Source organism: Paenibacillus turicensis, from assembly GCF_017873435.1.
Classification (GTDB): Bacteria; Bacillota; Bacilli; order Paenibacillales; family Paenibacillaceae; genus Fontibacillus; species Fontibacillus turicensis.
In genome coordinates this window covers 1-26,970 of record NZ_JAGGKG010000004.1, presented here as the reverse complement: position 1 = coordinate 26,970, position 26,970 = coordinate 1, and the positions used below count along the sequence as shown (strand labels likewise).

The 26,970-nt window shown below is 35.7% G+C and carries 26 protein-coding genes; 18 read left to right on the top strand and 8 right to left on the bottom strand.

Going from position 1 to position 26,970, the window contains the following annotated elements:
- Positions 1-54 precede the first annotated feature (54 nt).
- Both J2Z32_RS05725 and J2Z32_RS05720 read left to right on the top strand, forming a co-directional pair.
- On the top strand, positions 55-1,098 hold the full coding sequence (locus J2Z32_RS05725) for an alpha/beta fold hydrolase (RefSeq protein ID WP_210088223.1): 1,044 nt from the start codon (positions 55-57) through the stop codon (positions 1,096-1,098).
- Positions 1,099-1,173: 75 nt separating this feature from the next.
- Positions 1,174-2,043, top strand: coding sequence for a PhzF family phenazine biosynthesis protein (locus J2Z32_RS05720; RefSeq protein ID WP_210088222.1), 870 nt, complete (start codon positions 1,174-1,176; stop codon positions 2,041-2,043).
- 149 nt (positions 2,044-2,192) lie between these two features.
- Here J2Z32_RS05720 and J2Z32_RS05715 read toward each other — a convergent pair whose 3' ends face one another.
- Positions 2,193-2,813 (bottom strand): TetR/AcrR family transcriptional regulator, encoded by a 621-nt coding sequence (locus J2Z32_RS05715; RefSeq protein WP_210088221.1) that lies wholly within the window; start codon positions 2,811-2,813, stop codon positions 2,193-2,195.
- Positions 2,814-2,829: 16 nt separating this feature from the next.
- Positions 2,830-3,420: a permease gene (locus J2Z32_RS05710; protein WP_210088220.1), complete on the bottom strand. Its 591-nt coding sequence runs from the start codon at positions 3,418-3,420 to the stop codon at positions 2,830-2,832.
- Positions 3,421-3,690: 270 nt separating this feature from the next.
- Here J2Z32_RS05710 and J2Z32_RS05705 point away from each other — a divergent pair, with 270 nt between their 5' ends.
- The 4 genes from J2Z32_RS05705 to J2Z32_RS05690 are packed head-to-tail and all read left to right on the top strand — an operon-like array spanning position 3,691 to position 6,879.
- A complete protein-coding gene (locus J2Z32_RS05705) occupies positions 3,691-4,065 on the top strand; it encodes a GntR family transcriptional regulator (protein ID WP_210088219.1) in 375 nt (124 codons plus the stop codon).
- A gap of 2 nt (positions 4,066-4,067) precedes the next feature.
- Positions 4,068-4,931, top strand: a complete 864-nt coding sequence (locus tag J2Z32_RS05700) for an ABC transporter ATP-binding protein (protein ID WP_210088218.1) — start codon at positions 4,068-4,070, stop codon at positions 4,929-4,931.
- Between the two features lies 1 nt (position 4,932).
- The gene (locus J2Z32_RS05695) at positions 4,933-5,571 is read left to right on the top strand and encodes an ABC-2 transporter permease (protein WP_210088217.1); all 639 of its coding nucleotides are present in this window, start codon (positions 4,933-4,935) and stop codon (positions 5,569-5,571) included.
- 39 nt (positions 5,572-5,610) lie between these two features.
- Positions 5,611-6,879 (top strand): TraB/GumN family protein, encoded by a 1,269-nt coding sequence (locus tag J2Z32_RS05690; protein WP_210088216.1) that lies wholly within the window; start codon positions 5,611-5,613, stop codon positions 6,877-6,879.
- Between the two features lie 84 nt (positions 6,880-6,963).
- Here J2Z32_RS05690 and J2Z32_RS05685 read toward each other — a convergent pair whose 3' ends face one another.
- A complete protein-coding gene (locus tag J2Z32_RS05685) occupies positions 6,964-7,335 on the bottom strand; it encodes a hypothetical protein (RefSeq protein WP_210088215.1) in 372 nt (123 codons plus the stop codon).
- Positions 7,336-7,659: 324 nt separating this feature from the next.
- Between J2Z32_RS05685 and J2Z32_RS05680 the strand changes: the two genes are divergently transcribed.
- Positions 7,660-8,727 (top strand): methyltransferase domain-containing protein, encoded by a 1,068-nt coding sequence (locus J2Z32_RS05680; RefSeq protein ID WP_210088214.1) that lies wholly within the window; start codon positions 7,660-7,662, stop codon positions 8,725-8,727.
- A gap of 105 nt (positions 8,728-8,832) precedes the next feature.
- Entirely contained in the window at positions 8,833-9,402 is a 570-nt protein-coding gene (locus tag J2Z32_RS05675; RefSeq protein WP_210088213.1) for a hypothetical protein, read from the top strand.
- Between the two features lie 96 nt (positions 9,403-9,498).
- Here the strand turns inward: J2Z32_RS05675 and J2Z32_RS05670 are convergent, their stop codons facing one another.
- The 4 genes from J2Z32_RS05670 to J2Z32_RS05655 all read right to left on the bottom strand — a co-directional run bounded on the left by J2Z32_RS05670 (position 9,499) and on the right by J2Z32_RS05655 (position 13,987).
- Complete coding sequence (locus tag J2Z32_RS05670; RefSeq protein WP_342453924.1) at positions 9,499-10,461, bottom strand: GtrA family protein; 963 nt, start codon at positions 10,459-10,461, stop codon at positions 9,499-9,501.
- 52 nt (positions 10,462-10,513) lie between these two features.
- A complete protein-coding gene (locus J2Z32_RS05665; protein ID WP_210088211.1) occupies positions 10,514-11,515 on the bottom strand; it encodes a phosphodiester glycosidase family protein in 1,002 nt (333 codons plus the stop codon).
- Between the two features lie 298 nt (positions 11,516-11,813).
- The gene (locus tag J2Z32_RS05660; protein WP_210088210.1) at positions 11,814-12,749 is read right to left on the bottom strand and encodes an AraC family transcriptional regulator; all 936 of its coding nucleotides are present in this window, start codon (positions 12,747-12,749) and stop codon (positions 11,814-11,816) included.
- 68 nt (positions 12,750-12,817) lie between these two features.
- Positions 12,818-13,987 (bottom strand): DJ-1/PfpI/YhbO family deglycase/protease, encoded by a 1,170-nt coding sequence (locus J2Z32_RS05655; RefSeq protein ID WP_210088209.1) that lies wholly within the window; start codon positions 13,985-13,987, stop codon positions 12,818-12,820.
- Between the two features lie 376 nt (positions 13,988-14,363).
- Between J2Z32_RS05655 and J2Z32_RS05650 the strand changes: the two genes are divergently transcribed.
- The 4 genes from J2Z32_RS05650 to J2Z32_RS05635 all read left to right on the top strand — a co-directional run bounded on the left by J2Z32_RS05650 (position 14,364) and on the right by J2Z32_RS05635 (position 17,472).
- Complete coding sequence (locus J2Z32_RS05650) at positions 14,364-15,221, top strand: phosphotransferase enzyme family protein (RefSeq protein WP_210088208.1); 858 nt, start codon at positions 14,364-14,366, stop codon at positions 15,219-15,221.
- A gap of 115 nt (positions 15,222-15,336) precedes the next feature.
- Positions 15,337-15,762: a MarR family transcriptional regulator gene (locus J2Z32_RS05645; RefSeq protein ID WP_210088207.1), complete on the top strand. Its 426-nt coding sequence runs from the start codon at positions 15,337-15,339 to the stop codon at positions 15,760-15,762.
- 44 nt (positions 15,763-15,806) lie between these two features.
- Complete coding sequence (locus tag J2Z32_RS05640) at positions 15,807-16,952, top strand: SDR family NAD(P)-dependent oxidoreductase (RefSeq protein WP_210088206.1); 1,146 nt, start codon at positions 15,807-15,809, stop codon at positions 16,950-16,952.
- A 106-nt stretch (positions 16,953-17,058) separates the two neighbouring features.
- Positions 17,059-17,472, top strand: a complete 414-nt coding sequence (locus J2Z32_RS05635; protein WP_210088205.1) for a DUF3788 domain-containing protein — start codon at positions 17,059-17,061, stop codon at positions 17,470-17,472.
- 160 nt (positions 17,473-17,632) lie between these two features.
- On the opposite strand, the gene J2Z32_RS05630 is transcribed toward J2Z32_RS05635, so the two are convergent.
- A complete protein-coding gene (locus J2Z32_RS05630) occupies positions 17,633-18,070 on the bottom strand; it encodes an effector binding domain-containing protein (RefSeq protein ID WP_210088204.1) in 438 nt (145 codons plus the stop codon).
- 189 nt (positions 18,071-18,259) lie between these two features.
- Here J2Z32_RS05630 and J2Z32_RS22500 point away from each other — a divergent pair, with 189 nt between their 5' ends.
- The 6 genes from J2Z32_RS22500 to J2Z32_RS05605 all read left to right on the top strand — a co-directional run bounded on the left by J2Z32_RS22500 (position 18,260) and on the right by J2Z32_RS05605 (position 26,842).
- Positions 18,260-18,385: a hypothetical protein gene (locus J2Z32_RS22500; protein WP_280921108.1), complete on the top strand. Its 126-nt coding sequence runs from the start codon at positions 18,260-18,262 to the stop codon at positions 18,383-18,385.
- Positions 18,345-19,184 carry a class I SAM-dependent methyltransferase gene (locus J2Z32_RS05625; protein WP_210088203.1) on the top strand — a complete coding sequence of 280 codons (840 nt, stop codon included), beginning with the start codon at positions 18,345-18,347 and terminating at the stop codon, positions 19,182-19,184. Before J2Z32_RS22500 ends, J2Z32_RS05625 begins: the two co-directional genes overlap by 41 nt.
- A gap of 576 nt (positions 19,185-19,760) precedes the next feature.
- Entirely contained in the window at positions 19,761-21,245 is a 1,485-nt protein-coding gene (locus tag J2Z32_RS05620; RefSeq protein ID WP_210088202.1) for an ATP-binding protein, read from the top strand.
- On the top strand, positions 21,238-24,048 hold the full coding sequence (locus tag J2Z32_RS05615; RefSeq protein WP_210088201.1) for a Z1 domain-containing protein: 2,811 nt from the start codon (positions 21,238-21,240) through the stop codon (positions 24,046-24,048). Before J2Z32_RS05620 ends, J2Z32_RS05615 begins: the two co-directional genes overlap by 8 nt.
- A complete protein-coding gene (locus J2Z32_RS05610) occupies positions 24,030-25,055 on the top strand; it encodes a PD-(D/E)XK motif protein (RefSeq protein ID WP_210088200.1) in 1,026 nt (341 codons plus the stop codon). Before J2Z32_RS05615 ends, J2Z32_RS05610 begins: the two co-directional genes overlap by 19 nt.
- Positions 25,055-26,842 carry an AIPR family protein gene (locus J2Z32_RS05605; RefSeq protein WP_210088199.1) on the top strand — a complete coding sequence of 596 codons (1,788 nt, stop codon included), beginning with the start codon at positions 25,055-25,057 and terminating at the stop codon, positions 26,840-26,842. The genes J2Z32_RS05610 and J2Z32_RS05605 overlap by 1 nt, the downstream gene beginning before the upstream one ends.
- The last annotated feature ends 128 nt before the right edge of the window (positions 26,843-26,970 follow it).

Sequence of the window (26,970 nt, the reverse complement as noted above, 5' to 3'; positions counted from 1 at the left end):
GCCAAACTGTATTTTTAAAATTTTTAAATAGTTTAGGTTAAGGAGTCGTTCTATTTGAAAAGAAAAAGAAAATATATAAAGATAACCAAATTAATTCTAATAGGTATTATTCTACTTCTGTTAGTCGGATTGGTGTTTCCAACATGGACACCTCGAATTGCGGGAGAGCATAGCGTAAGTATTTTAAAGCAGATCAAGATTAATGGCACTGATCATGAAGTCATGATTAGAGGAGAGGACAGACGGAATCCCATTGTTATTTTTGTTCATGGTGGTCCTGGTAGCTCTGAAATTCCTTATGTACGTAAATATCAAGATTTACTAGAAAAAAACTTTACAATTGTGCACTATGATCAACGTGGAAGCGGGAAGTCGTATCACTTTTTTGAGGATTACTCTAACTTGTCTACAGACTTGCTTGTGGATGACTTATTGGTTTTAACAGATTATGTTACGAAGAAATTTGAACAAGAAAAGGTATTACTGATAGGTCATTCTTTTGGAACGTATATTGGGTTACAGGCAGTTGAAAAATCACCTGACAAGTTTTCGGCTTATATTGGGATTGGACAGGTTTCCGATCATCAAAAAAGCGAGTTAGATAGCTTGAATTATTCTATTGAACAAGCAAAGCTAGCAGGGAATTTAAAAGATGCAGAACAACTAGAAAAGCTTCGAAGTTCTATCCAAAAAGGGGAGCAACTTACACCAAGAGATATGGTTAGAAAATATGGCGGAGCAGCGAGACTCATTGATGATAATATGGATTATTATCAAGGGTTTCTCTTAAATCCCGAGTATAATTTGCTTGATGTTATTCGCTATTTAAAAGGCGTTTCATTATCTCAGAAGATTTTGTTAGTTGAAGAATCAAAAAATAACATTACCAAAATTGTTGATAAAGTAGATATACCTGTTTATTTTGTGATGGGCCAATATGATTATATGACATCTGTTAACTTAGCAAAAGAGTACTTTGACGTACTACAAGCGCCGAAAAAGGAGTTTGTCATTTTTAAAAACTCTGCTCATTATCCACAGTTCGAGGAGAAGGAGCAATTTGCCCAATGGTTACAACAAACATGGAACCAACAATGATATTAACCTACCATACTGCTAGCCAAATAATTTAACTATGGGTAAAAATCTTGAGTGATTGGAGTTTAGAATTATATGAAAATAAATGTATACACATTAAATGCTTTTGCTAAAACAAAAGAAGGGGGAAACCCCGCAGGTGTTGTGATGAATGCAGATTTCTTATCTGAGGATCAAATGAGAAAAATTGCTGCTGTTCTTGGATTTAGTGAGACTGCTTTTGTAATGCAATCCAACGTGGCAGATTTTAAAGTGAGATTCTTCACACCAAATGAAGAGGTAGACTTATGTGGTCATGCTACGATTGCTACCTTTTATGCAATGTCTAGCCTGAATTTGTTAAAGCAAGGTAAATATGAGCAGGAAACTAAAGCAGGGATACTTGGGATTGAAATTCATAACGAAAATTTTGTGATGATGAATCAATCTATACCTGTATTTTCCGAAGTTTTAGATAAAGATGAAGTAGCTGATTCCTTGAATATTAGTCAATCCCAAATTTCAGAAGACTTGTTAGTTCAAGTTGTGTCAACGGGACTTCGGGATATTATGGTTCCTGTAAAAAGCATTGAAATTTTAGATGCGATCAGACCAGATATGAACAAAATAAAAGAAGTCAGCCAGAAGTACAATGCTGTTGGATACCATGTTTTTTCTTTGGAATCTTTACATGGGGCTAATGCTTATTGTAGAAACTTTGCTCCCTTATATGGTATTCCCGAGGAATCTGCCACAGGAACATCAAGTGGTGCACTTGGCTGTTATTTGTACCATCATGGGAAAATCAACGAGAAGCAAGCTGCAAACATTATTTTTGAACAAGGTTATTCTATGAAAAAGCCATCTGAAATCAGAGTTTCCTTAGCTATAAAAGAAAATAAAATTTTCGAAGTTAAAGTCGGAGGGAAAGCGATGAATTTGAACTTAACGGAGATCGAATTATAGAAATAGTTAGGGATATTCCTTCAAACCCACAAGCCCGTGTGAGTGGTATTATTTTTTGTATTTAGGGCACATAACCGAACTATTTTTCGAAGTTTCAATTTTGAATTTCGTAATAGTTCGGTTGAGTTATTGTCCTAGCCTCTTGTGAATCAAGTATTTAATGCGTCAATACCTTTAAGCAGCACCTCAAAGGTATGTTCAAATGTGGGCCGGAGTCGCTCCATTAGTTGGTCTACTGTTTCTTCAGAGCTGGCGTAGGTGGAAATGATCCCATTAAGTGTGAAGAAGTATATCCTCGAATACATTAGTGAGCGTTCTGATAAGGGGTCATTATTCAGATAAGCTGCAATAACATTTCTGAGTTTGGAGAACAAGTTGTTACGTAATTGATTTAGCTCCATTTCTGGTGAAGGATGATCTACTCTTATTGACTTCACATTAAAAAATAAACTGTACATATTACGGTGAGTTAAACAGAATTCAATCATTAATAGGCTCATCGTTTTTAATTGGGCTTCAGGATATGGCTCTGTTGCAAGTAATTGATCCATACGCGCCATGAGAGACAATAATGGAGGCATAGATAGCTGATGGAGCAAAACCTCCTTGTCTTTAAAGTAAATATATATCGTTGTATGTGAACAGCCTGCTTCCTTGGCGATTTCCCGCATGGTAACCGCATCATAGCCCTTAGTAGAGAAAAGCCTTCCCGCTGCTTGCAAAATATTTTTTTTGGTTTCGGCTGATCGAATTTCTTGCTTGGAAGCCATCGATCATGGCACCCCCTTAAAATAAATCAATTGCACTTGAAATCAACGTTACCATAAGAACAGTCCCCAGCACAACCGAAGAGAGCAAGGCAGTTGTTTTTCTTTGTCCTGTAGATGTACTTTTGGATGTACTTTTCAGAGCAAAACGGAAATGCATAATAATCCCTACAAGGATGAATAGAAACTCTAACAAAAAGGACAACCAAGCAAATCTCCAGACGCCGAAGCCAAGAAAAGGCAGGTTTCCTAAATTCCCTGGCAGCAGAACCATGTCTGCTCGATGGACCACAACATCAAGAATCCAATGACTGAATACCACGCCACTCAAAACAATTCCCGCCTTTATCCCCCAACGCCACCGACCAAACCATCCTGCCAAGAACGATAATAAAAGAGCTACAACTAGTGAATGTGAATAATCTGCATGAATAATCAACTTCCCGTAACCACTACCATGAATAGTCTGATCCATCGTCTCAATATCGCTTAGTAAAAGAGGCATAAAGGCTAAATCAAGAAGTTGTGTCCCTACCATCAAAGCCCATAGCGGTACCTCAGGCGCCTTCGCTTTTACAGCAGCTGCTAATCCAAAATGTCCAGCAAACATCGCTTCACTCTCCTGTGTATATATTATAACCAATGGTTACTAACCGTTGGTTATAATATATGGGATAGGATTAGCAGTTGTCAATATAAAAAATATAATTTGGTGTTAAACCGTATAGCTGTTGGCTTGTTGTGTGATTAAGGATATAGGGAAAATAATACGATGGGTGAAGAGCTCCTCTTTTTTTATTGACAAAGAAAATAAACTGTAACATAATGTACTTATACAATAAGTACACTAAGTACATTAAAGTTCGATAAGGTGGTTTATGTGGAGATAATAATTAGCAGCAATACAAGCAAGCCTATTTATGAACAAATAACCTCGCAAATTAAAGCCATGATTATGAATGGGGAGCTAAAGACTGGTGATCCAATTCCGTCTATGCGTTCACTTGCCAAATCCATTCATGTCAGTGTTATTACAGTACAAAAAGCGTATGAAGATTTGCAGCGGGATGGATTTATAGAAACAACGGTTGGGCGGGGGAGCTTTGTAGCGGCAAGGAATAAGGAGTTTATTCAGGAGGAGCTACAAAAAAAGGTTGAAGAATATTTAAATCTGGCGGCGGGAACGGCTCGAACTGGGGGTATTCCATTGCCAAAATTGATCGAATTGCTAACTATATTTTATACGGAGGAGTAGTTATGACCTACAGTTTAGAAATTAAAAATCTAACCAAAACATATCCAAATTCAGATTATCGTCTGGATCATGTTTCGTTTGCAATTCCTCGTGGAACGATTATGGGCTTTGTAGGCGAAAATGGAGCGGGAAAAACAACAACGATGAATGCTATTTTGAATACGATTAAAAAGGATAGCGGGACTATAAAAATCTTCGGTCGAGAAATGGACGACAAGGATAAGGAGATTCGGGAGCAAGTGGGTGTTGTGTTTGATGCAGACAATTTCCCCGAATTATTAACACCACTTCAGCTGTCTAAGGTGATGGCGGGCACTTATACGCAGTGGGATCAGCTCTTTTTTCTGGAAACTGCAAAGCGATTTAATTTGAATACAAGAAAAAAGATTAAACAATTTTCGCGGGGAATGAAAATAAAGCTGGCCCTTACGGTAGCTCTATCGCACCGACCTCAGCTCCTCATTTTGGATGAAGCGACCTCCGGTTTGGACCCAATTGTCAGGGACGAAATTTTAGGGGTATTTCTGGAGTTTGTCGAAGACGAAAATCATTCTATTCTAATGTCTTCCCACATCACGAGCGATTTGGAGAAAATTGCCGACTATATCACGTTTATTCATCAAGGGAAGGTACTTTTAACCGAGAATAAAGATGTGTTGCTTTATGAATATGGAATTGCCCGTTGCAAAGCTGAACAGTTTCAGCTCATTGATCGTGCGGACATGATGGCCTATAAAAAAAGGGATTATCAAATCGATGTACTAGTAAAGGACAGAAAGGCCTTCGGACAAAAATACAGTGGGATTATTGTAGATACAGGAAGCATTGATGAAATTATGCTTTTACTAATAAAGGGGGAGCATTAAAATGAAAGGTTTGCTAGCAAACAACTTTTATTCTACGCAGGAAAATATCAGGCTGTCACTCATTATCGCTTTAGTTGTGGCGATCGCAGCACTTTTTCTAAAGGAGGCTTCCTTTATTCCTATGATTATTGCAATTCAGATCTTTGTTTTTGCCACTAATCTGGGTGCATCGCTGAAGATGGATGCAGCTTCTAAATGGAACAAGTTTGAAATTACCTTGCCGGTTACAAGAAGAAACATTATAACTGCCAAATATATATCATTTCTATTTTTGATTTTAATTGGGGTTGCGACAAGCCTGATTACAGTGGCGTTTCAAGGTTTGTGGGGCGAACTCAATTCTAAAATGATAATCTCAGGCTATGGATATGGACTGCAGCTGTCCTTTTCGACCATTGCAATTGTTTATCCACTTATTTTGAAGCTGGGAGCGGAAAAAAGCGAAACCTTGCTGTTTGCTGCAGCCGGATTATCTGTTGGTCTGCGGCTACTAGTCTGGTACCTCTTATTTTTGTCCGACAAGACTACCAATTTTAAAAGCTCAATTATCGTGGATTATGTCTCTTTAGCTTTGGCATTACTTATGTTTGTATTATCCTATTTCCTATCTGTACGAATCCATCGAAACAAGGAATTTTAGAATAAACAAAACGATACTCCGAAAGGATTGAGGCTTGAAATGAAATTTGGCATAAAAATACAATTAGAAAAATTAACGGTGTTGTTTTTAAGCTTTATTTTGTTGTTTGTATTGTCGACAGGTGGCGCGCCAGCGCAGGCAGCAGCATCCTCTGTGTATCTTGCGCTTGGAGATAAAGAAATCGCCTTTGATCAGGGACAGCCATATATTGAACAGGCCACTACGATGGTTCCGGCTAAAGTCTTATTGGAAGGACTGGACTATGAACTGAGCTGGGACGCGGCGACCTCTACTCTACATGCATCGAAAGGGAAGCTTTCTTTTGAACTGAAGCGTGGTCAAAAGCAGGCTATGGCAAATGGCGAAGGTTATGTGCTGAATGTTGCCCCAAAAATCGTGGACGGCATTTTGTATGCGCCACTCCGCTTCCTGGCTGAAAATGCCGGTTATCGCGTTGGTTGGGATGCCGCAAATCGTGCCGTGTATCTTGAACGGATGGACAGCAAGGGCTTTTTTTGGAAGGTGGAAAAGGACGGGTCGGAGCTGTATTTGCTTGGTTCTATTCATGTTGGCAACGATTTATTACACCCAATGCGCCCGGAAATAAATGCGGCGTTTGCCAAGTCCAATAACCTGGTTGTTGAAATAAACATGGATGCTCCATTGAACGAGCAGGAGTTAGAAAAGATTAAAAATCTAAAGAATTATCCCGTTAACACCAACTTGGCTAATCATATTGATGCTGATACGTATGTAAAGCTTCAACAGATTTTTAAGGAAAATGGAATACCAGAGAGTGAATATGGTTCTTCTAAGGCATGGTGGATATATATTCAGCTATATGGACTCAAAATGATATCTGATGGTTATGAAACTGGCCTTAGCATTGATAATTATTTCTTGCAAAAAGCGAAAGTAAACGATAAGTCTGTGCTTGAACTGGAATCACATTATTCTCAATATGCAATGTTGAGCAACTTCTCGGATGAGCTTGCAGCTTCCTTGTTGAAGCAGAGAGTTGAATCCTTTTATCAACCAGACAATGACATTAAGCCTATGATAGATGCATGGGTTAATGGAGACGATAAATTTCTGGTGGAGGATTTGGTAAAAATGATGGCCGTTCCTGAATATTATAAGGGCGTGATCCAAGACCGTAATGTCGGAATGATTGATAAAATTGTAGGTTATCTGGAAGATGGTAGTAAGAACACCTACTTTATTGTTGTTGGTGCAAGTCATATGCTGGGTCAGGATGGAATAGTAACCAAACTGAAGGAAAAAGGTTACACTGTTACTCGCTTGTAGGTTTTGATACAGTAATATTTTTTGCATTATAGTAATCCATTATAGCCTCAGTTGCCTGCTCCTATAGAGAGTATGAATGGATATCTAGCGATTTTTGTTTATTTCGTTCTCTATAAATTGTTTTGCAACAAACATAGCTTGAATGATGGGTTCATGGCGGTTAAATTGTGAAGTTCCTTTTTCATATTTACTTTGTGCTTTAGTAGTCTTATTGATGATGGAAACCACAGGAGGTAAAGCCTCTCTCACATCTTTATTTGTATATTGTATTTTTGTATCTGTATTATCTCCTAGAATAAGCGCTTTGGAAATACAAAGTGCTTTAATTCTATTTTTTAGGAGCGAATCTTGAGAGGTTCCCTCTAAAAACTTAATTTGCATTTTTTCGCATTTAGTAATGGTAGTAGAGATTAAATCAACTGCATTTTCCAGTTGTTCTTGGTTAAATGTTTTCATGAAACCTCCTTATCAGATTATTGTGATTTGTTTGTATAGAATATTGTGTATCTTGGTCTTTTATTATCATTATATAATAAATACAATGCTATTCCATCATCTTTCCACAAGGAATAATCAGATATTGACTTCAAGAAAATTGAATATAGTGCGATGAACAGACTCGTCTTTTTATAGAAGAGGGTCTATTTATTCTGATCCGATTAAGCTCATAAAATAGGGTTAAGAAATATGCTTGAAAACTTCGTCCATATACTCTACGATTCGTGGGTGTGATTTTATAAATAATTCAAATATAATTTTCTAAGGAAAGGAGGCGTTGGCTTGGATCAAGTTAAAATCGGAAGATTTATTGCAAAATTGAGAAAAGAGAAAAATTTAACTCAGTATGAATTTGCTGATATTCTTAGAATTAGCAATAAAACCGTAAGTAAATGGGAATGTGGAAACGGTATGCCTGAATTATCCCTCATGATGCCGATTTGTGAAATTCTCAATATCAATCTTAATGAGTTATTTTCAGGAGAGAAGCTGACTGATGCTGACTACAAACAGAAAGCTGAGGAAAATATGATGAAGCTGATAGAAGAAGCGGAGAACATCAAAAAGAACATTGTTGGTGGTGAAGTTTTAGGTAAAGTCGCTAATGTTGATATGAATGTGAGTGAAGCCCATAAAACGAATATTGAGTTTTGGGATACAATTGGGAGTGAGTTTTTGGGTGTAACGGCGTTACCGAACTGGGGAGGTTATTTACCATCTGAGGAGAAATTGAACCTACTTGGAGATTTATCACATAAACGTGTGCTTGAAATTGGCTGTGGCAATGGTCGCTCCTTAAAATATGCTGCTGATTTAGGGGCAAAGGAATTATGGGGACTCGATATATCTGCAAATCAAATTGATAGAACAGATCAGTATCTTCAGACCCAAAGCATTAGTGCCAAGCTCATTTGTTCACCTATGGAGGATGAATGTGGGTTGCCAGTTGATTATTTTGATTTAGTTTACTCTGTATATGGCATTGGTTGGACAACAGACTTAGATCTAACGTTTAAGCGTATATATTCTTATTTAAAAAAAGATGGAGTCTTCGTTTTTGGGTGGTCACATCCGATTCATAAATGTGTGTCAGTTGAAGAGGGGAAGCTTGTTTTTAGTAATTCTTATTTTAATGAAGAATGGTATTGTGCTGAAATGAGCGATAAGGAGATTATGCTTTCTAATCGTATGTTGAGTACATATATTAACGCTTTGGCTAGAAATGGTTTTGCTGTTGAAGCACTTATCGAAGAAACGGACAAAGAAAAAGCAATGGCATCCCATCATGATTTTGGCAGAAAGGCTTTAATGTTACCAACGGCATTTGTCATTAAGGTAAGAAAAATGTAGGCTTTAGTGATCGAAACTGGACAGTTTTATTTATAAATCAAGTATTGCTTATGGTACAGTTCAGCATATTGAAGGAGTAAAATTATATTTTTCGAGGAGCGCGAATTGAAAAAAGTAATGGTTATAATTCTAATGGCATTTGTTGCTTTAAACGGCTGTAGTATAAGAGAGAGAGACGTTTTTCCGGGTGAAGAAAATATTCAACCGTATATTCAGAAGGTATTAAGTATGGGGGAAATACCTAACTTTGATTATTCTCCGTCAATAGAAGACCTTTTTATAAATGCTTTTAAGGTAAAAATGTTCGATTTGTACATGGAGGACTTGAAACTCGCAATGTCAGCTGATGGTTTATTGGCAGATAAAAACTGTATTATTTATTTGCCTATTAGTCAATTAGCTTCGATTTGTGATGGGAAAACTAGGCTTTACATAGATAGAAAGCTGATTAATGAGTTTAATTCTAATGATAAAAAAGGGAAATCTTATTTTCTGCTTGGAGAAGCTTTAAACAAAAGGATAATGGACTATGTTCTAAATTCTAATGGCTTTCCAGATTCAATTCGTGGTAAGCAAATCTACACGCGTTTTTATATGAAGCAAGAAGATTGGTTAAGTGCAGTAGCTGATAAAGATCCATTTAAATATTTGTGCCTAGATGTTTATATTGAATAACACATGTTGAATAACCAAAAAAAATAAGGTAAAAAAGTGAAATTTAAGCTTCGATTTCACTTTTTTTCAGAGGCTTAGGTTATGTTCCAGCCTCCATTAATATACAAATCTGCGCTGCGCCCAGTAGCTAAACAAAAAGATAGAGATTTCAGTCAAAATTTTGGCGGCGAGTAAAGGGATGATCAGTTTTTCGTTGTAAAAATACAACAAACCGTAGTTAAGCAGCAAAACCAGAAGTACGAGCAAGAAATATTTGGGTAACGATTTCTGTACCTTCGAGTTTCGACCTGAGGAGAAAACATATTTACGATTCACTGTATAGTTGAACATAGAGCTACACAGTCTTGCCGCAACCACCGAGAGGAACAGATTGTGAGTAAAATACTGTATGAAGAACAATAAACCAAAATCAATCAAAGCCGATAACAACGAGGACATACTGAACATGAGAATAGGCAGATAGATTCGGAATGAGTCGGCAAGAGGACGGAAATGAGATGATTCATTATGATCTAGATAGACAGTATCAATGAATTCCTCGGTTATCTCATATCCTTCTTTATGCGCCGTAAGCAGCATATTCATCTCATATTCAAATCGTTCTCCTGGAATCTGGCACAGCCAGTCCAGCATCTCATACGGGAATCCACGTAATCCTGTCTGTGTATCGTACACCTTGCTGCCTGTTGATAGCGAAAATACGGAACGGGTAACAGCATTGCCAAAACGACTGCGAGCGGGAACCTTACCTGTAAAACGGCGGCTGCCTAGCACAATTCCAGGATTGGTTTGAGTAAGTAGTGTCTCAAAAATTCTATGAATATCATGTGGCAAATGTTGCCCGTCACTGTCTGCACACACCACCCCGCCTTGCAGCGCATGCTCTTTAATATGCTGAAAGCCTGTTTTAAGCGACCGTCCTTTGCCTTGATTCACTTCGTGAGTCAATACTGTACATCCGTAGGCCTCAGCTGTCTCGAAAATTCCCCGATATTCTAGTCCACTACCATCATCCACGATGACAATGGGACCTAGCTTAAATGTCTGCAACTGCAACACCAGATTTAATAAACGAACGTCAGGTTCATAGGATGGAATGAGAATTGTCATGTTAGTTTCCCTCCGTCAAATATAAAATGTCACTCACGCCTCGCTCCTGGTTACGCCCTAGGGGATTGTTAACCACTCTGCCCATGAAATACATCGTAGATGAACCTCCACCGTCCAGGTTATACGCCTCGGTGGCCCCCAGGTCTTTCATCGTCTGAGCTAGCTCAGCAAGTGTCATTCCACGGCTGTTATCCTGTCTTCCATCTACCACCACAAACACAAAATGGTTTGGAGCAATCATGCCAATGGCTGTTCGGGGATTTGACTTCTGAATCGAACGGTTGCCAAAGTTATTGTCTATTTTGACATTGTTGAAGTCACTTGTGATTTCCCCGTTTTGTACCAAAATCGGTCCAAAGGAAAACGTATTTGTTGCCCCTTTTTCTAGTAGTTCTGAAGAAGTAATCTCATTTTCGCTATACGATTTGATTGTCCCGTCGTCAAACAATGCTAATGCATCTCTTGTTGGACTGTCGCGATACAGCACTCCATTACGGATAATGACACCGTCGTTACGAAATCCGTAGTAATCTCCATTAACGGCAAAGATCGCATTGTTAGCTGTAGCAATCTCCGAGGTTTTTTCCGTAATATTTCTTCCAAAGCTATTGTCGGCGAATGCACTTCGCAAACTGCTTGCATCCTTCGCCTCTACATCAGCCACATAATACGTGATCTGATCCGAGCTTGAACCTGTCTGCACCTTCTGAATCTGGATCTTTAAATCATCACTGGTATAATTCCAATCATCCGATGTTGCATGCACGTCCGTTGATGTCGTAGTAGAGGTGCTAGTATCGGAAGTTGTAGTACTTGTAGTTACCGGGTTGCTATCAGCAACAACGACCTCTACATGTGGGATCAGATAGCGGTCAGCCAAACTGTAAACGATGCTCCCAACCGTCAGTACCACAACGAGGGTTATTGTAAGCCACCTTTTTTTTCGTGAATTTGAAGCTATTTGTTGATTTTTCCGAGTTGATTTTTTAAACAGATTCATCATGTCAAGCTCACCTCTTCAGTTATGTTCTAGTGCTATATTAGGCGAGATAACTTAAATGAATCTGAAACCGAAGAGGGAAGATAATACGTTATGGATAGGAATTGGATTCGTAATTAGTAAAATGGAGTGGTTAGCAGAAAATATGGAGTATAAGATAGGTTTGTGAAGGTAGTTTAGTATAGGGGATATTGGGAGGGGTTCTAATGATTTCAGTTATGACATTATCAACTGTGAGTCTTTTGGTTTCTTCGGGCGATGGGTGATTTTAAAATAACATGTACGATTAATTTGTTTTGATTTAAAGCATGGTGCAATGCATTGATCTATATTCAGAAGGAGAGTAACCAAATCTTTTTTTATACATTCTGCCAAAGTGTGTGATATCAGAAAAGCCAACCCTCTCCATAATTTCAGAGACAGGTAATCGCGTTTCTTGGAGCATTTTTGATGCTAAATACAGTCTTAGTCTAATAAGATAGTCCATTACGGAATAACCTGTAATCTCACGAAATCTTTCTGTTAGCGAGGTTCTATTGATATGAAATTTATCGGTAAGCTCCTGTATCGTTATTTTGTTCATATAATTTGTGTATAAATACAGAATGATCTCTTTGATTTCTCCAGGGTCTTTTTCAAGCTTTAGGCCTTCAAGGGACTCATCAATAATTAATAATCTTGATAATAAAAATAACATTTCGATGAGGTAGGTTCTGCTTCTACAGGGCCAATCATAATCCAGTTGAATATCTAACGCACTTTTTATGTTTTCAATAATATTACTGATTCTGTTTGCATTGCTGGGACCTAGATGTAGCAGACCTATAAATTCATTATTTTTTCTTAAAAATGGATTTAACCAGTATAAATCTTGAATTTCATTTACAGATAGCCCATGATCAGAGGCTTTAAATAGCCCATTGTTAGATGCTTTAAGTAGAGGGAAATCGAAATGTTGATTAATAATTTGAGGATGAAAGAGGAGCGCTGTACATTGAAGAGAGACTTCTGATTCCAATAAAAATGTGTCACTTTCATTCAGGCAAAGGGCAGACGGAGCTACGAGGATGTGCTTACGATGATTAAGATTAAGTATTCCAGTACCAGAGCTAATAAAAATCATCTTATAATGATCTCGCGATTCTGTACCATCACAGAAGCAATTTTCATTGGTATGGTAGATAGGAAGCTGATAGCCTTGATAAAATTTCCTACCCTCTGTGAAATACTTACCCATAAAACGCCTCCTGAGCAGTCATATGTTTAATTATATCACTGCTCAGGAAAACAATATATAACTAACTATTATTTACCAAGTATTTTTAATGCTTCACACAGCTTTAATCCGAAAGCTACTGACGCATCTGGATTTTTTCCCGTAACAATATTACCGGATACCACAACCTCTTTGTCCTCATATTTTACGCCATTGCTTGTTAATTCCTTAATCCCATCACTCCATGGGAACATGGTAGCTTTTTTATCCTTGAGGATGCCTGCTCGTGCCAAAACTGGTGGTGCTGCGCATATTGCTGCGATAATCTTTTTTTGCTTATTTGCATCCTTCACTAGGCTCCTGAGATCCTGATCCTCCCACAGGGTACCGATCACTCCCGTGCCACCAACGATAACGATTGCATCATAATCCTTTGATTTTGCATTGGCGATCATAATATCAGTGGTATAGGTTGATCCATTTAATCCTAGTGCTTTTGATGATGTACTTGCTACAGTTACATTCGCTCCGTTTAGCTCAAGTAACGTTTTTGGAGCGTACAACTCTATATCCTCAAAATCCTTTGGAGCGACGACCATAAGTACATTTTTAGTGAATTTTCTAATTTTCAACGCGTCACAGATCGCGATTCCGAAGCTAGTGGATGCATCAGGATTTTTGGCTGTTACTATATTCCCATCCGTAACCGTCACCTCATTTACATAGATTGCACCTCTTGAAGTAAGCTCCTTTATTCCATCCTCCCAAGGGAACATGGTCACGGTTTTACCCTTTAAAATTCCGGCCTTAGCAAGAGCTGGGGGAGCTGCACACATAGCGGCTACGATTTTATTTTGATTATTAAATTGCTGAATCAGTGTTCTCAGTTCTTCGTTATCCCATAAGGTCCCGATCACACCAGTTCCACCTGGTATCACGATGGCATCGTAGTCATCCACCTTTGCATCGCTAATTTTGATGTCTGGTTTTATTTTAAATCCATTAAGACCAATCGCTGTATCCGTTGTTATGCTAGCTAGAGTTACCTGTGCACCATTAGCCTTTAAAATTGCCATCGGTTCAATAACTTCACAGTCTTCAAAATCCTTTGGCGCAATCACCATAAGCACTTTTTTTGTTGTAAATGCTTCAGATGGTTCTTTTGCACTGACGGTATTGATTGAGCCACTTCCCAAAGCACCAAGTACCATAAATGAACTCATTACTAAACAAATGACGGTTATAAATACTTTCTTCATTTCTACGACCTCCTTTTGGTATCCATAGCTTAGCAAATATAAATTTGACTTGTAATAGCGCATTGTCAGAGGTTTTCGGTGTATTAACAGGAAAATAGACCTAGACCATTGATAAGGGAGGAAAAGAAACAGTATCAAACTGCTCCTAGATTTGTATATACTTGCTATATAATGAGTGTGAAAATGTAATGAACTTGGTTCATATCATAACAAGGGGGATTTGTAATTATGGTAACATTATTTGAAGTTACGTAATCAATGTAAAGCAGAGATGGAAAATCATGAGGAAATGTTTGCAGAACCGATGGGAAATGAGATCATTTAATGATTATAGGTATTATAGATTTGATTTCACTATGGGGGAGTGATTGAGAAAATGAACAGTAGAGATAAGGATTTGAAAAAGGGCAATATGTCAGAGGTGTATAGAGATGGGGACATTATTTATAGAGATATAAAACCCCAAAGCAAAACGATTTCTAGATTGCTTTTACATCTCGAGAAGAAGGGGATTCCATTTACGCCTCGCTTTCTGGGCACTAAAAATGTAAATCAAGAAATGCTTAGTTTTGTAGAAGGTGAAACGATTGAAGATTATCCACCCCAAAACGACATTCAAAGTAAAATGATGACGATTCAATTGGCTGCTAAAATGTTAAGAGAGTATCATGATGCCACCTTGGATTTTGAGAGACGTGATGAAGATATCTGGTTTTTGAGTTATGAAGGTAACTTGCAAAAGGAAGTGATTTGTCACAACGATTTTGCGCCTTATAATGTGACCTTTAAACATCATAAGCCAATCGGCTTGATTGATTTTGATACTGCATGCCCTGCTCCAAGGATATGGGACATCGCCTATGCAGTTTATCGATTTGTACCCCTCAGTATGGAGGTATATGATCCTAATACAAGCAAATATCGAAAATATGATAAAACACTGGACTGCTCAGAAAGAGGGTTATTACTCCGCACTTTTCTTGATGCTTATACGAGTGGTATTGAAGACGTTACAGGGGTTAAAGGAGTCACAGGAGCTGAAGGTAAAGCTGTGTTAGATGTATTAGAAGTATTACAAAATGTTATTATGCGACTAGAGGCTTTGGTAAAGCTTTTTGATGAGGAATGCAGTAAGAGAAATCTTGTCTTTATTAAAATGAAAGAGGAAGGACATCAACAGTTATATATAGATGAGATCGCATTTATAAAAGAAAATATGAGCGATTGGACATAGATCATGAAGATAGAGCTTTTTTGACACCTATCTAAAGATTTGCTAAGATAATTAAAACTATTTAATTAAATATATTTAACTAAATGTGTTTAACTATATTGAGAGGTACTAAAAAATGATAAAAAATGCTATAGCCTATATTGCAAACCAACTATGGATGCAATCGATTAACAATATTAACGCTCAGTTAAGTGAGTCAGAGGCTAAAAGGTTTAGTAGCCAAGATTATTACTACCTCACAACCATTTATTATATGGAAGGTCCTAATTTTTCGGAGGTGGCAGAGAGATTAAATTTAACAAAGCCGGCAATATCGGCGATCGTAAGTAAATTATCCAAGATGGGATTAGTCAAAAAAGTCCAGTCTGCGGAAGACAAGCGTATGTTTTATATGTATTTAACTGATAAAGGGAAAAAAATTGTTGAGGGCGATGAAGTATTATACGAAAAAATAGAATCATTGATTAAAAATACGATTGATGATGAAAATAAGTACAAATTTTTCGAAAGCGTTGTTAGGGAAATAATCAAAAAACTATAGCATTTAAAAACATGAACATGAAATGATTTTGTGGAGGAATTTCAATGTCCAAAAATTTAGAGGGTAAAACGGTAGTTATCCTTGGTGCAACTGGTGGGTTAGGCTCAGGTTTTGCAAAAATATTTTCGGAAAAGGGTACAAGGCTTTTTTTAGTAGGTAGAAATGAGGAAACGCTTAACGACTTGAAAGCGAACTTGAATGGTGATATCACTATAGCCACATCTAATTTAACTGACCTTAGCACACTTGAACAATTATCAAACAAGATCACGGAGTGGTCATCAGAAGTTGACTTAATTATTAATGCAGCAGGTTATGATGTGCGAAAATCATTAGAAGACCATAGTGCTGACGAAATACAAAAACTAATAGAGATCAACCTTTTAGGAACGATACTAATTACAAAAGCGTTGCTCAAAAATTTGAAGGATGAAAAGGGAAATACAATCATTCATATTGGAGGATTCTCTGACGGAAGGATGGCTTTCCCATATTATTCAGTTGATGTGGCTACGAGATCGGGTGTATTTTCGTTTATTGAATCAGTAAATAGAGAACTTGAAATAGAAGGTAAGGATATAAGAGTAACCTACTTTTGCCCAAGTCCAGCAGACACCGCGGCTGAGAGACCTTTTCATAATTTGTGGAGAAAAATGGGGATAAAGATTGTACCTGTCGAAGAGGTAGCTCAAGAGTTAATAAGAACTTATGAGAAGAAAACTAACGTAGGTATTATGGGAGGGATAACAACAAGGGTATTCGCAAAGCTTAATTCAATAATGCCAAGGTTAGCAGATTTTATCGTGATGAAAAAGTATGGGAAAATGCTAAAAGAATATTTATACAGTAGCCATGAATCCAATAAATTAATTGAATCAATTAAATTAAATAAATTAAGTCATCGAGAAAATGATGATGAGTTAAAAGTGAAGACACCAAGTCAAGTAATGAATAAAATTGCTTTGGTGCTTGTTATACTTTCATTTTTGCTGTATGGATTAGCGATTTTGGTTCCGTTTACGTCCCTGTCACTTGCTTATAAAACTACATTAGTACCTGCATTCATTATAGTAGGTGAGATCGTTTGGTGGATTGGGATCGCCATTGTTGGGAAACAGGTAGTGACAAAATATAGGAAGTATTTGAATCCTTGCAGTTGGTTTGGATGTAATAGTAATAAGTCATTTTAAAAAATTAATGTTATGTGAGTTGTGAATACTCGTTTATGTTGATGGATATCTAGGTTGCAGGACACCTATTCGATGCTTAAGGTGAAATATGATGTGGGGGAGCCCAATGCTAGAAAAAGCACCAACAAAGGAACAATTATTTTGTTTACTTGGACAGCCTTTATACGAGGTTTGGGTATCGTTAAATCATTTTATTGAATCAAAGTATGAAATGGACCAGTTATGGAACGATGGTGGCAAACATTGGACCTATGAGTATAAATATCGTAGGGGTGGGAAAACACTTTGTACCTTGTATGCAAAGGAAAGTGTGTTTGGACTGTTAATTATATTTGGTAAGCAAGAAAGAGAGAAGTTTGAAGCTAATAAAGAAGACTATTCCGCACAAATACAGCGTGTGTATGATGAATCTACAACCTATCATGACGGAAAATGGATGATGCTCCAATTGGAAGATAGATTTCTTTTTTCTGATATAGGAAGATTATTACAAATTAAACGTAAACCTAACCGAAAATAAGGGCTTACTTCCAGAAAGTATAGTGAGCTAAAAGGCTAGTAAGGGTGTAAGGTTATTAGTTCGCTTCTATATCTGGATTAATATAACTAGTTGTCTCTAAAGTGAGCAAAGCACACCAAATCTAACTTTCAGTGTGCCTTGCTCAGTTAATTTCATAGTACTATTTTGTAGGAATATACCACTCTATTTTCTTATTTTCTTGAAGCTCTGACGTAAAGATTTCAAATCTAGGCTTGGACAAGTCAATGTTATATTTATCTTGATTTTCTGGTGAGCAAACCTGTTCCCAAAAATCACCGATAAATGCTGCTTCAAATGAAAATACTACATACTCTCCTTTAGGAATGGTATAACTAATCATCCCCTCTGGAACCAAACTAGTCTCAGTTACCTCAACAGCAACTACAGGAGCAGGAGTACTTCCCTCCACAACCATATACTGATGTTGATTTTTCCTATTTGTAATTTCATCTGATCTTGCACTAAGCAGGTCAAATAAAGCATCTTCCTCATCTAAGCTGTTACCCTTAAAACCAACTAATGTTACCGCTTCCAATTCATTAATGCGAGTTTGAGCAAAATTATTTAAAATAGTCAAAATAAACCTCCTTATATTGAGTATTTATTCTAGTTTAAAATATTAGGGGCGGAATGTAAATAATGATGAAATAATGTACAAAAAATCATATCCCTTTTTCCAAAAAGCTCTATAATTTAGGAAAACATTCTCATCTAATTCAGAATGATAAACAATAAAACACATGGGTCCCGGAGAGGTGGTGGTGAAATGAGTGAAAGCGATATTAGCGACATTAGTGGCATTATGGGCATTAAAGCGATTTTAAAATTAAATATGATGAGGAGATGCTTTCATGAGTTACAACCCCGAAATCCCAAGGAACAGGTACGATAACTACGAAGATCGTGAATGGACTCGGCTTGAAAAAGACGGACACGGAGAACTTCTTTACCATGTGCATTTGGATATACTGAAGCGGTATATTTCTCAGGACAATAAGGTTTTAGAAATAGGTGCTGGTTCTGGTCGATACACCAAAGATCTTGTGAAGATGTGTGATGAACTAACTGTAGGGGATATTTCTACACATCAGATCGAATTTAATAAATCGAAAATGAAAGAACTTTCATTGTTTGATCAAGTGAAGTTGTTTTGTGTAGTAGATGTGCTGGATATGGGGGAATTTGAAGATGCCTCATTTGATTGCATTGTGTGTATTGGTGGTGTAATTAACTACCTTTTGGATAAAGAGAAAGACGGAATAAATGAAATGTTAAGAGTGCTAAAGCCAGGTGGAATCTTAATTGTAGGTGCGATGAGTTTTATCGGTGCCTCCCTTTATTATTTAGATGGTATCAGATATGAAAAAGATCAATTTGGTCTTGAAGCTACAAAGTGGATCTTTAATACAGGCGTGCAAGATGAGGAGCATTATCCTGTCCTAAGTAAGCATTATGTTCATATGATGAGAAGCTCTGAAATGGATGCCTTATTTGCTGATTTTCCTGTCACTGTAAAAGAGCGAAGCTCTGCTGGATTATACACACAAGCTGGTGATACTGCATTAGAAAATGCTAGACAAGATAAGGAATTTTGGGAGCTTGTTATCGAAAAGGAAATTGCTTTTACTAAACTGCCAGGGACGCTTGATTGTGGAATGAATTTGATTTATGTGGTAGAAAAAGATAAGTAATTTCGCTTTGTTAAAAACTAGAAGGTAAATAAAAAAATATAAATGTTGTTTATCTGCCTCATGATAGTAAGTACTCATGGGGCTTTTTTATGCTATAAAACTCCAATATAATTATTTGTATTTATATCTTTAGTAGGAAAAATATCACTCTTATAAAGAGTTCTACTGAATTTAACTTTTATGGCTGATGGTATTTTATTCTAGTAATTAGAAATAGAAATTTGAATGTGCAGAGTTAAAGAGTAAGTAGAAGTTTTGTCAAAAACGATTTTTAATTAAATGAATGAATATTAATAATAGTCCCTTGTTCTAGAAATAGTAAATCTTTTTTAATAAAAATGGTACAATATTGAAAAAGAAGGCCTATGTTTATTTTACAGATAGTGAAATTAGATAATTTATATATAAAGAAACAATATAAATACATACAAATCATTTTTACAGTTTTCAAGTATTACTGAAGCTGGGTCACATACAAACAGTTACTCTATCTTTTAATTTGGTGAGATATAGGGAAAATATTAATGAATAGATTGTAGCAAGCTGTATCGCTTAAATAAGTTAGGAGGAGTAGAAATGTCGAATCCTGAAAGTGAAATTGTAATACCTGATGCAGCTCCGTTAATTAATTCGTTACGAGCAATAGGGTATGGTATTGAAGCAGCAATTGCTGACATAATTGATAACAGTATTGATGCTAATGCTTCTGTAATAAAAATAGATATGGTTTGGGAAAGTGATATGAGTTATGTTCGAATAGAAGATAATGGTTCTGGGATGAAAGAAGCAGAACTGACACTTGCTATGAAGATTGGTTCTACAAACCCTAATAATGAAAGAAAGAAAGGGGGACTAGGTCGATTTGGCATGGGATTGAAGACAGCTTCTTTTTCATTGGGAAAACGGTTAACAGTTCTAACAAAAATAAGGGAACAGTTCTGTACTCGTTGTTGGGATTTAGATTATATAGAAAAAACCAATAAGTGGAGCTTACTAAAAAAACCATTTGATACACAGTCGAGAGGAATATTAAGATCTATAGAAAATATATCAGGAACTGTGGTATTAATTGAAAACTTAGATAGAGTTGTTGAGGAACCGTATACCCCAAAAAAAGTTCAAAAGTTTTTTAATAAAATTGGTGTAGTGGAAGATCACTTAGCTATGGTTTTTCATAGATTTCTAGAGGGACCAAATAAAATACAAATATACTTGAATGGTAATAAGATTCTACCATGGGACCCTTTCTCAAGCAAAGAAATTGCCACTCAGGAGCTACCTCCTGAATCTGTATTGATTAAAGATGATATTGTTACGATACAACCATACATCCTTCCACACCATACTAAACTTACACTAACAGAATATGAAAAAGCAGCAGGACCTAAAGGATGGTTGGAACAGCAAGGTTTTTATATTTATAGAAATAAGAGATTATTAGTGGCTGGAAGCTGGCTACATCTCTTTGGTCGTGAAGAATCATATAAGTTGGCTCGAATAAAATTAGATATAACAAATATGTCGGATTTTGCTTGGCAGATTGATATAAAAAAATCAAACGCAAAACCCCCACAGGAGTTAATAAGTATACTTAGAAAAATTGGTGAAAAAGCAAGGAAAAAATCGCATGAGGTTTTTTACCAGAGAAGTGTAAGTAAAACTCCTGGAAATAACATGACAAATGATTATGTATGGGAGCAAGTTTCAACAAAAACTAATTCTTATTTTCGTTTAAATAAAAATAATAGCTATTTGAAAGACCTTTTTGATTCTAAAGAAGATTATATAAAAAAATTAAAGTTTTATTTATTTCATGTTGAGGAATACTGTCCTGTAAATCTAGTTTCATTTAACATCAATCAACCAACGGCAACAAGAGTAGAGGAAATAACGCCTGAACAGAAAAATAAAATTAAAATGCTCATAGATATTTTTAGAGAGAATAACTATAGTTTGGATGAAATTATGGAACAATTGGCTAACTACAATAGTTTTAGTTTTCATTCAATCGAAGAATTGAAAAGTATAGTTTACGAGATAGTAGGAGGCCGTTATGTATAATGATGCTAGAGATACAGCACTTAGAATCCTAGAAAAACTTAATATGGAGAACATAAACCTCATTGATGAAGTTGTTAAAGCTATTGATAAGGCTAGAGTTGTATTTGAGTTGGATGAAGAAGAGAAGACACAATTAAAAGAAGATCTAATAAAAAGCCTCAATATAACAATGACGCATAAGAGTATATTGTTAAATCACGATGATAGCGAACATATACCTTGGCTACCAGCAAAGAAGCATTCGATAAAATTTAAATACTGGAATAGGTATAAAAAATATCTTTTGTCAGAAAAAAAGTGGTCACTTAATGTTGTGAATTCACTTGACGATACTAGTGAATCTATCATTGAACTTTTGGAAGATCCATCAGTGGAAGGCAGAAAATACGATAGAAGAGGATTAGTTGTTGGGTATGTACAATCTGGTAAAACAGCAAACTATACAGCTGTAATAAATAAAGCAGCTGATACTGGATTTAAATTAATTATTGTTCTTGCAGGTATGCACAATGATTTAAGATCACAAACGCAGATGAGATTGGACGAAGAAGTACTTGGTTATGAAACTAGTAAGGAAAAGCTTAAGAATGCATCAGAAAACCAAATGAACGCTATTGGTGTAGGTAAGCTTTTTGGAGAGAACTTCTTTGAATTGTTCTCGTTAACTACAAGGGATCAAAAAGGAGATTTTACTGCAAGCAAAGCAAAAGTGAATATACAACCAAAGGTTCAACCACTTTTATTAGTTGTAAAAAAGAATGTGAGTGTATTAAAAAGTATTTTAAAGTATTTTAGAACAACGAGTCCTTTAGCTAGACTTAGTCATCCTAATGCTCTTTTTAAGACAGTACCTAACATACCGTTTCTTATGATTGACGATGAAGCGGATCAAGCATCCGTAAATACAGCAGACATCTATGATGAAAATGGTGATTTGATACCTGACTATGACCCATCAAAGATTAATATGTATATTAGAGATATATATAATACCTTTGAACAACGAGCATACGTTGGATACACTGCGACTCCCTTTGCAAATATCTTTATTAACCAATATGGATCAACCAATCAACATGGTGATGATTTATTTCCTAAAGATTTTATTATTAACCTTCCTAAACCTTCGAATTATGTTGGTCCATCAGAATTTTTCTTATTAGATTCGGAGGATGAGGTATCTTCAAAACCACCATTGATAAAAGAGATACAGTACCATGAAGAATTTCTACCATTTAAACATAAAAAAGATCATGAGCCCTACACTCTACCCACCTCCTTAGTAGAAAGTATATATGCCTTTATAATTGCAATTACTATTAGAAAATTAAGAGGCCAAATAAATGTTCATAACTCAATGTTGATCCATACAACCAGGTTTAAAGATGTTCAAAAAAGAGTAAAAGACTTAGTTGTAGAAGAGATGAGAGACATAAAAAATGATGTTAAAAATAGCAATAAAGTGGGCCCGCATTACCTAGGAATGAAATCATTTTTTATTTCTGAATATAATTCTAGAAAGCTTGCTGATATAAGAGGTAAATTTCCTAATCATTTTGACGATAATTTAGAGTATAGCATCACTTGGGAAATGATGGAAAATGAGTTGAATGCAACTATTAACTCTATTAAGATTAAAGAGATTAACGGTAATAGTAAAGATTCGCTAGAATATAACGATTACAAAGAAACTGGTTTAAATGTTATTGCAATTGGCGGAGACAAGTTATCAAGAGGTTTGACTCTAGAAGGATTGACTGTCAGTTATTATTTACGAGCTAGCAAAATGTACGATACCCTTATGCAGATGGGAAGATGGTTTGGGTACAGACAAAATTATTTAGATGTTTGTAGAATTTTTACAACAGGAGATATTATATCTTGGTTTCAGCACATTGCATCTGCAACAGAGGAACTAAGAGGTCAATTAGATTATATGGCAGAGATAAAAGCAACGCCTATGGAATTCTTACTAAAAGTACTATCCCATCCAGATATGTATATTACAAGTACATTGAAAATGCGCTCTGCTAAACAGATAAAAGTGGACTATAGCAATGAATTGATCCAGACAACAGTGTTTCCTATAGACAGTAGCGACTTTCATGAGAAAAATTTCGATGCAGTATCAAGGCTTGTATTAGGTATTCAAGATATTTATACAAAGAGGTTTAACCCAGATTTAAGGGTGAATTCTGGGAAAAATAATCACTATTATTGGGAACGTGTAGGATATGAAAATATAGTAAATTTTTTAGAGGAATATAAAACCGTTTCTTCTGCGTCTAGGGCAAACAGTAAAAGTTTGTCAAAATATATAGAAAAAAGAGCGGAGGAAAAAGAACTGTTAAATTGGACAGTGGTTCTGATTAATGTTGGCGAAGATAAAGCAGAGTTTGCTCATTTAAAACTAGGAGAAGGTATTAGACGTACAGGAATAGAAACAAAGGGCAGAATAGGCTTTACATCAATAAAGACTTTAACTTCTGCCGGTCATGAATTTTTTGACTATAATGATGAGCAATACAAGAAAGCTCAAAAAATTCTTGTTCTAGAAAAAGGGAAGAGGAATAAAAACGCTGCTTCCAAAAAAGCTCGGTCCATACGTAAACCTGAATATGGTCTGTTGATTCTGTACCCTTTATGCCATGAACCACTTGACAAATACACATTTACTCAAGGGAACAAACCATTTGGTTTTGCAATTTCCTTCCCTGAAAGTAAAAGTAAAAATACTGATGTTGACTATGTTGTTAATAGTTCACTTGCTGAGGATGAGGAATATTGGAACAAATTGGATTAACATATAAAGAGATAGATAATAGTGTCACTATTAGTTTATTGCTAGAATCACAATTAAAAGCAAGACTCATAAAAGATCTTGAGTTTACATCTATTTTCCTTGCGATAAATACAGAACATAAGAGACTTTTTCTCTTAGGATTAAACAGAATCATTGAAAAAGATACAGTTGATAAATTTCCAACTTGGAATGGTATAAATATATATCAGAAGAAGATGTTTAACCCACTTACAAACAGGGAAGGTTGGTTCTTGGTTTTTGAACAGCAGGATTTAATTGCTAATGAAATTTTTGAATACCTTGTTGAGGATATATTAGAGTTCATTATTGATTCTACGAATTTAACTCAATTACAATCTAAATTAAAAAAGGTATTATTTAAGTGGCAGGAATTTTTTTCTAAGAACGGTGTAATAGGAATATCAGAACATCAACAACAAGGGCTTTTAGGCGAACTTACATTCATATATCAAGCGTTACAATCCACTAATAGTCCAAGAAAAATAATATCATCTTGGTATGGCGCAGAAAGGGAGAAAATTGATTTTCAGATGGAGAATGTTGGGGTTGAAATAAAAACATCAAGCGCCGGAAAACCATACAGAGTAACAATTAGCGCTGAGGACCAACTAGAGACCTTCCAAGAAATTGATCTATATCTTTACTGTATTATGCTTGAGCGGTCTAAAAGATTAGGCGTTTCAATATTAGATATAATTAAAGATATTAGGATATTACTTAATGATTCTCCTGATATATTACTTGAATTCAATAATAAGTTATTTGCTTCTGGGATTATTGAACCTAACTTAAGTGAGGAAAAATTAATAAAATTTATTATCAAAGATACCTTCTACTTTAAGGTTGAAAACGAATTTCCTAGAATTACAAAAAGTATATTACCTATAGGTATCTTAAATGTTAAATATCAGCTCTCATTAGATAGTTGCAAATCATTTCAAGTTCAGGAAGAACAATTTCTATATAAGGTAAGGGAAGTCATCTGATGAAACTAGAAGATTTTATTACTGTATTTTCTGAAGAGATAGATAGTCAATATGATAACAATTCAAATCCAGAACAATTTTTTGTAGAAAAGATGGGAGAATATCTTTCGGAGAATGGAATTATTGCAGATATAGAGTTGAGTTTTGGTCAAAAATCTGGTCAAGGGTTAAAAGTCAATGCCTATTCTTATAATGAGGAGCAAGAAACTTTAATAATTTTCATAGCAGAATATGATAGGTATAAGTTTGGGAAAACCATTAGTAAGTCTAGTGTTGAAAAAACACTAAGGAGAGTTGTCAAGTATTACTCAAAATCTATATTTGGTATGAAAAATGAAATGGAAGAAACAGCGGAAGATTACCCACTTGCTCAGTTTATTTTTGAACAACATGGTAAAGCAATTAAATCTGTTGAGTTTTTTCTTCTTACAAACTATTTATATAAAGCGAATGAGAGAATTATACTTCCAGAAATTGAAGGAATGAAAGTAAAACATCATATTTGGGATATCGAAAGACTTTATCAATTGATTAATGAAACTCAGGGCTTAGATAATATCGAAATCAATTTTAAAGCACAATTTGGTAAAACTTTTGAGCTGTTAAAGGTCCCTAATAATGAAAATTCCCATTTTGAATGTTATATGGGTTTTATACCGGCTGAATTGTTAGCGTTGTGTTATGAAATGTGGGGACAACGGCTTATTGAAAGGAATGTACGCTCTTTCTTACAAGCAAGGGGAAATGTTAATAGAGGAATAAGAGATACCCTCAGAAAAAATAAGGAAATGTTTGTCGCTTATAATAATGGTATTTCAACGGTTGCAGAATGTGCGATATTAGAAGAAGTTTCTGAGGGTTCTAATCTTTTTAACGTTAAAGAATTTAAAGGTTGGCAAATTGTTAATGGTGGTCAAACAACTGCTTCAGTTTTTCATGCACTAAAAGAAGGAATAGATTTATCAGATGTTTTTATTCAAATAAAGTTGACAGTAGTTCAATCCCATATCGGCATGAATAACATGACAGCAAAGATCTCAGAATATGCAAATACACAAAATAAAATATCTATGTCAGACCTAAAAGCAAATCATCCTAGTTTGATAAATCTAGAAGCTATTTCAAGAACTACTTGGATTCCGTCAAGTGAAGGTACAAAATCTAATTCTAAATGGTTTTTTGAAAGAGCAAGAGGGCAATATCTAGTAGAAGTTAATAGACAAACTACACCGGCCAAAAAGAAAGCTTTTCAAAAAGAAAATCCTAAAAATAAGGTACTCAGTAAAACAAATATTGCTAAATATTATATGTCGTGGAACCAATATCCTCACATTGTTAGTAAGGGGGGGGAGACAAACTTTGAAGCTTTTATCAGTCTCTTAGATGAAAAAGCTATTAGTGTAGATTCGGTATTCTTTAAAGAAATTGTGGCAAAAGGGATCTTATTTGATACATGTGACATGATAATCAAAGAATTAGATTTCCCCGGTTACAAAGCAAATGTAATAACCTATACTATCTCAATGTTATCCAACATCTATAAAGAAAAGTTGGATTTTCTAAAAATATGGGAACAACAAAGTATCAATTCAAGGATTCAAAATAACTTGAGGCTGATTGCCTCATACACTTGGAGACATATTACCAATCCGCCAATAGCAGGGACTAATGTAACCCAATGGTGTAAGAAAAAAGAATGTTGGGAAAAATTTGTTGATGAGCAAAAGTCAGAAATAGACAAATATATAAAAGAAGCAGTTCATTATGAACTGCACCCTGTCAAGTAGACAGTCTAAAAAACAAAAAAACGTTATGATTGTATCCCCTCTGTTTCTAAACTCTGAGGGGATAATTTTTTATCCTACGGCTGCTTGTCGATATTCGTTTGGAGAGCATCCGTTAAGTCGTTCTGTAT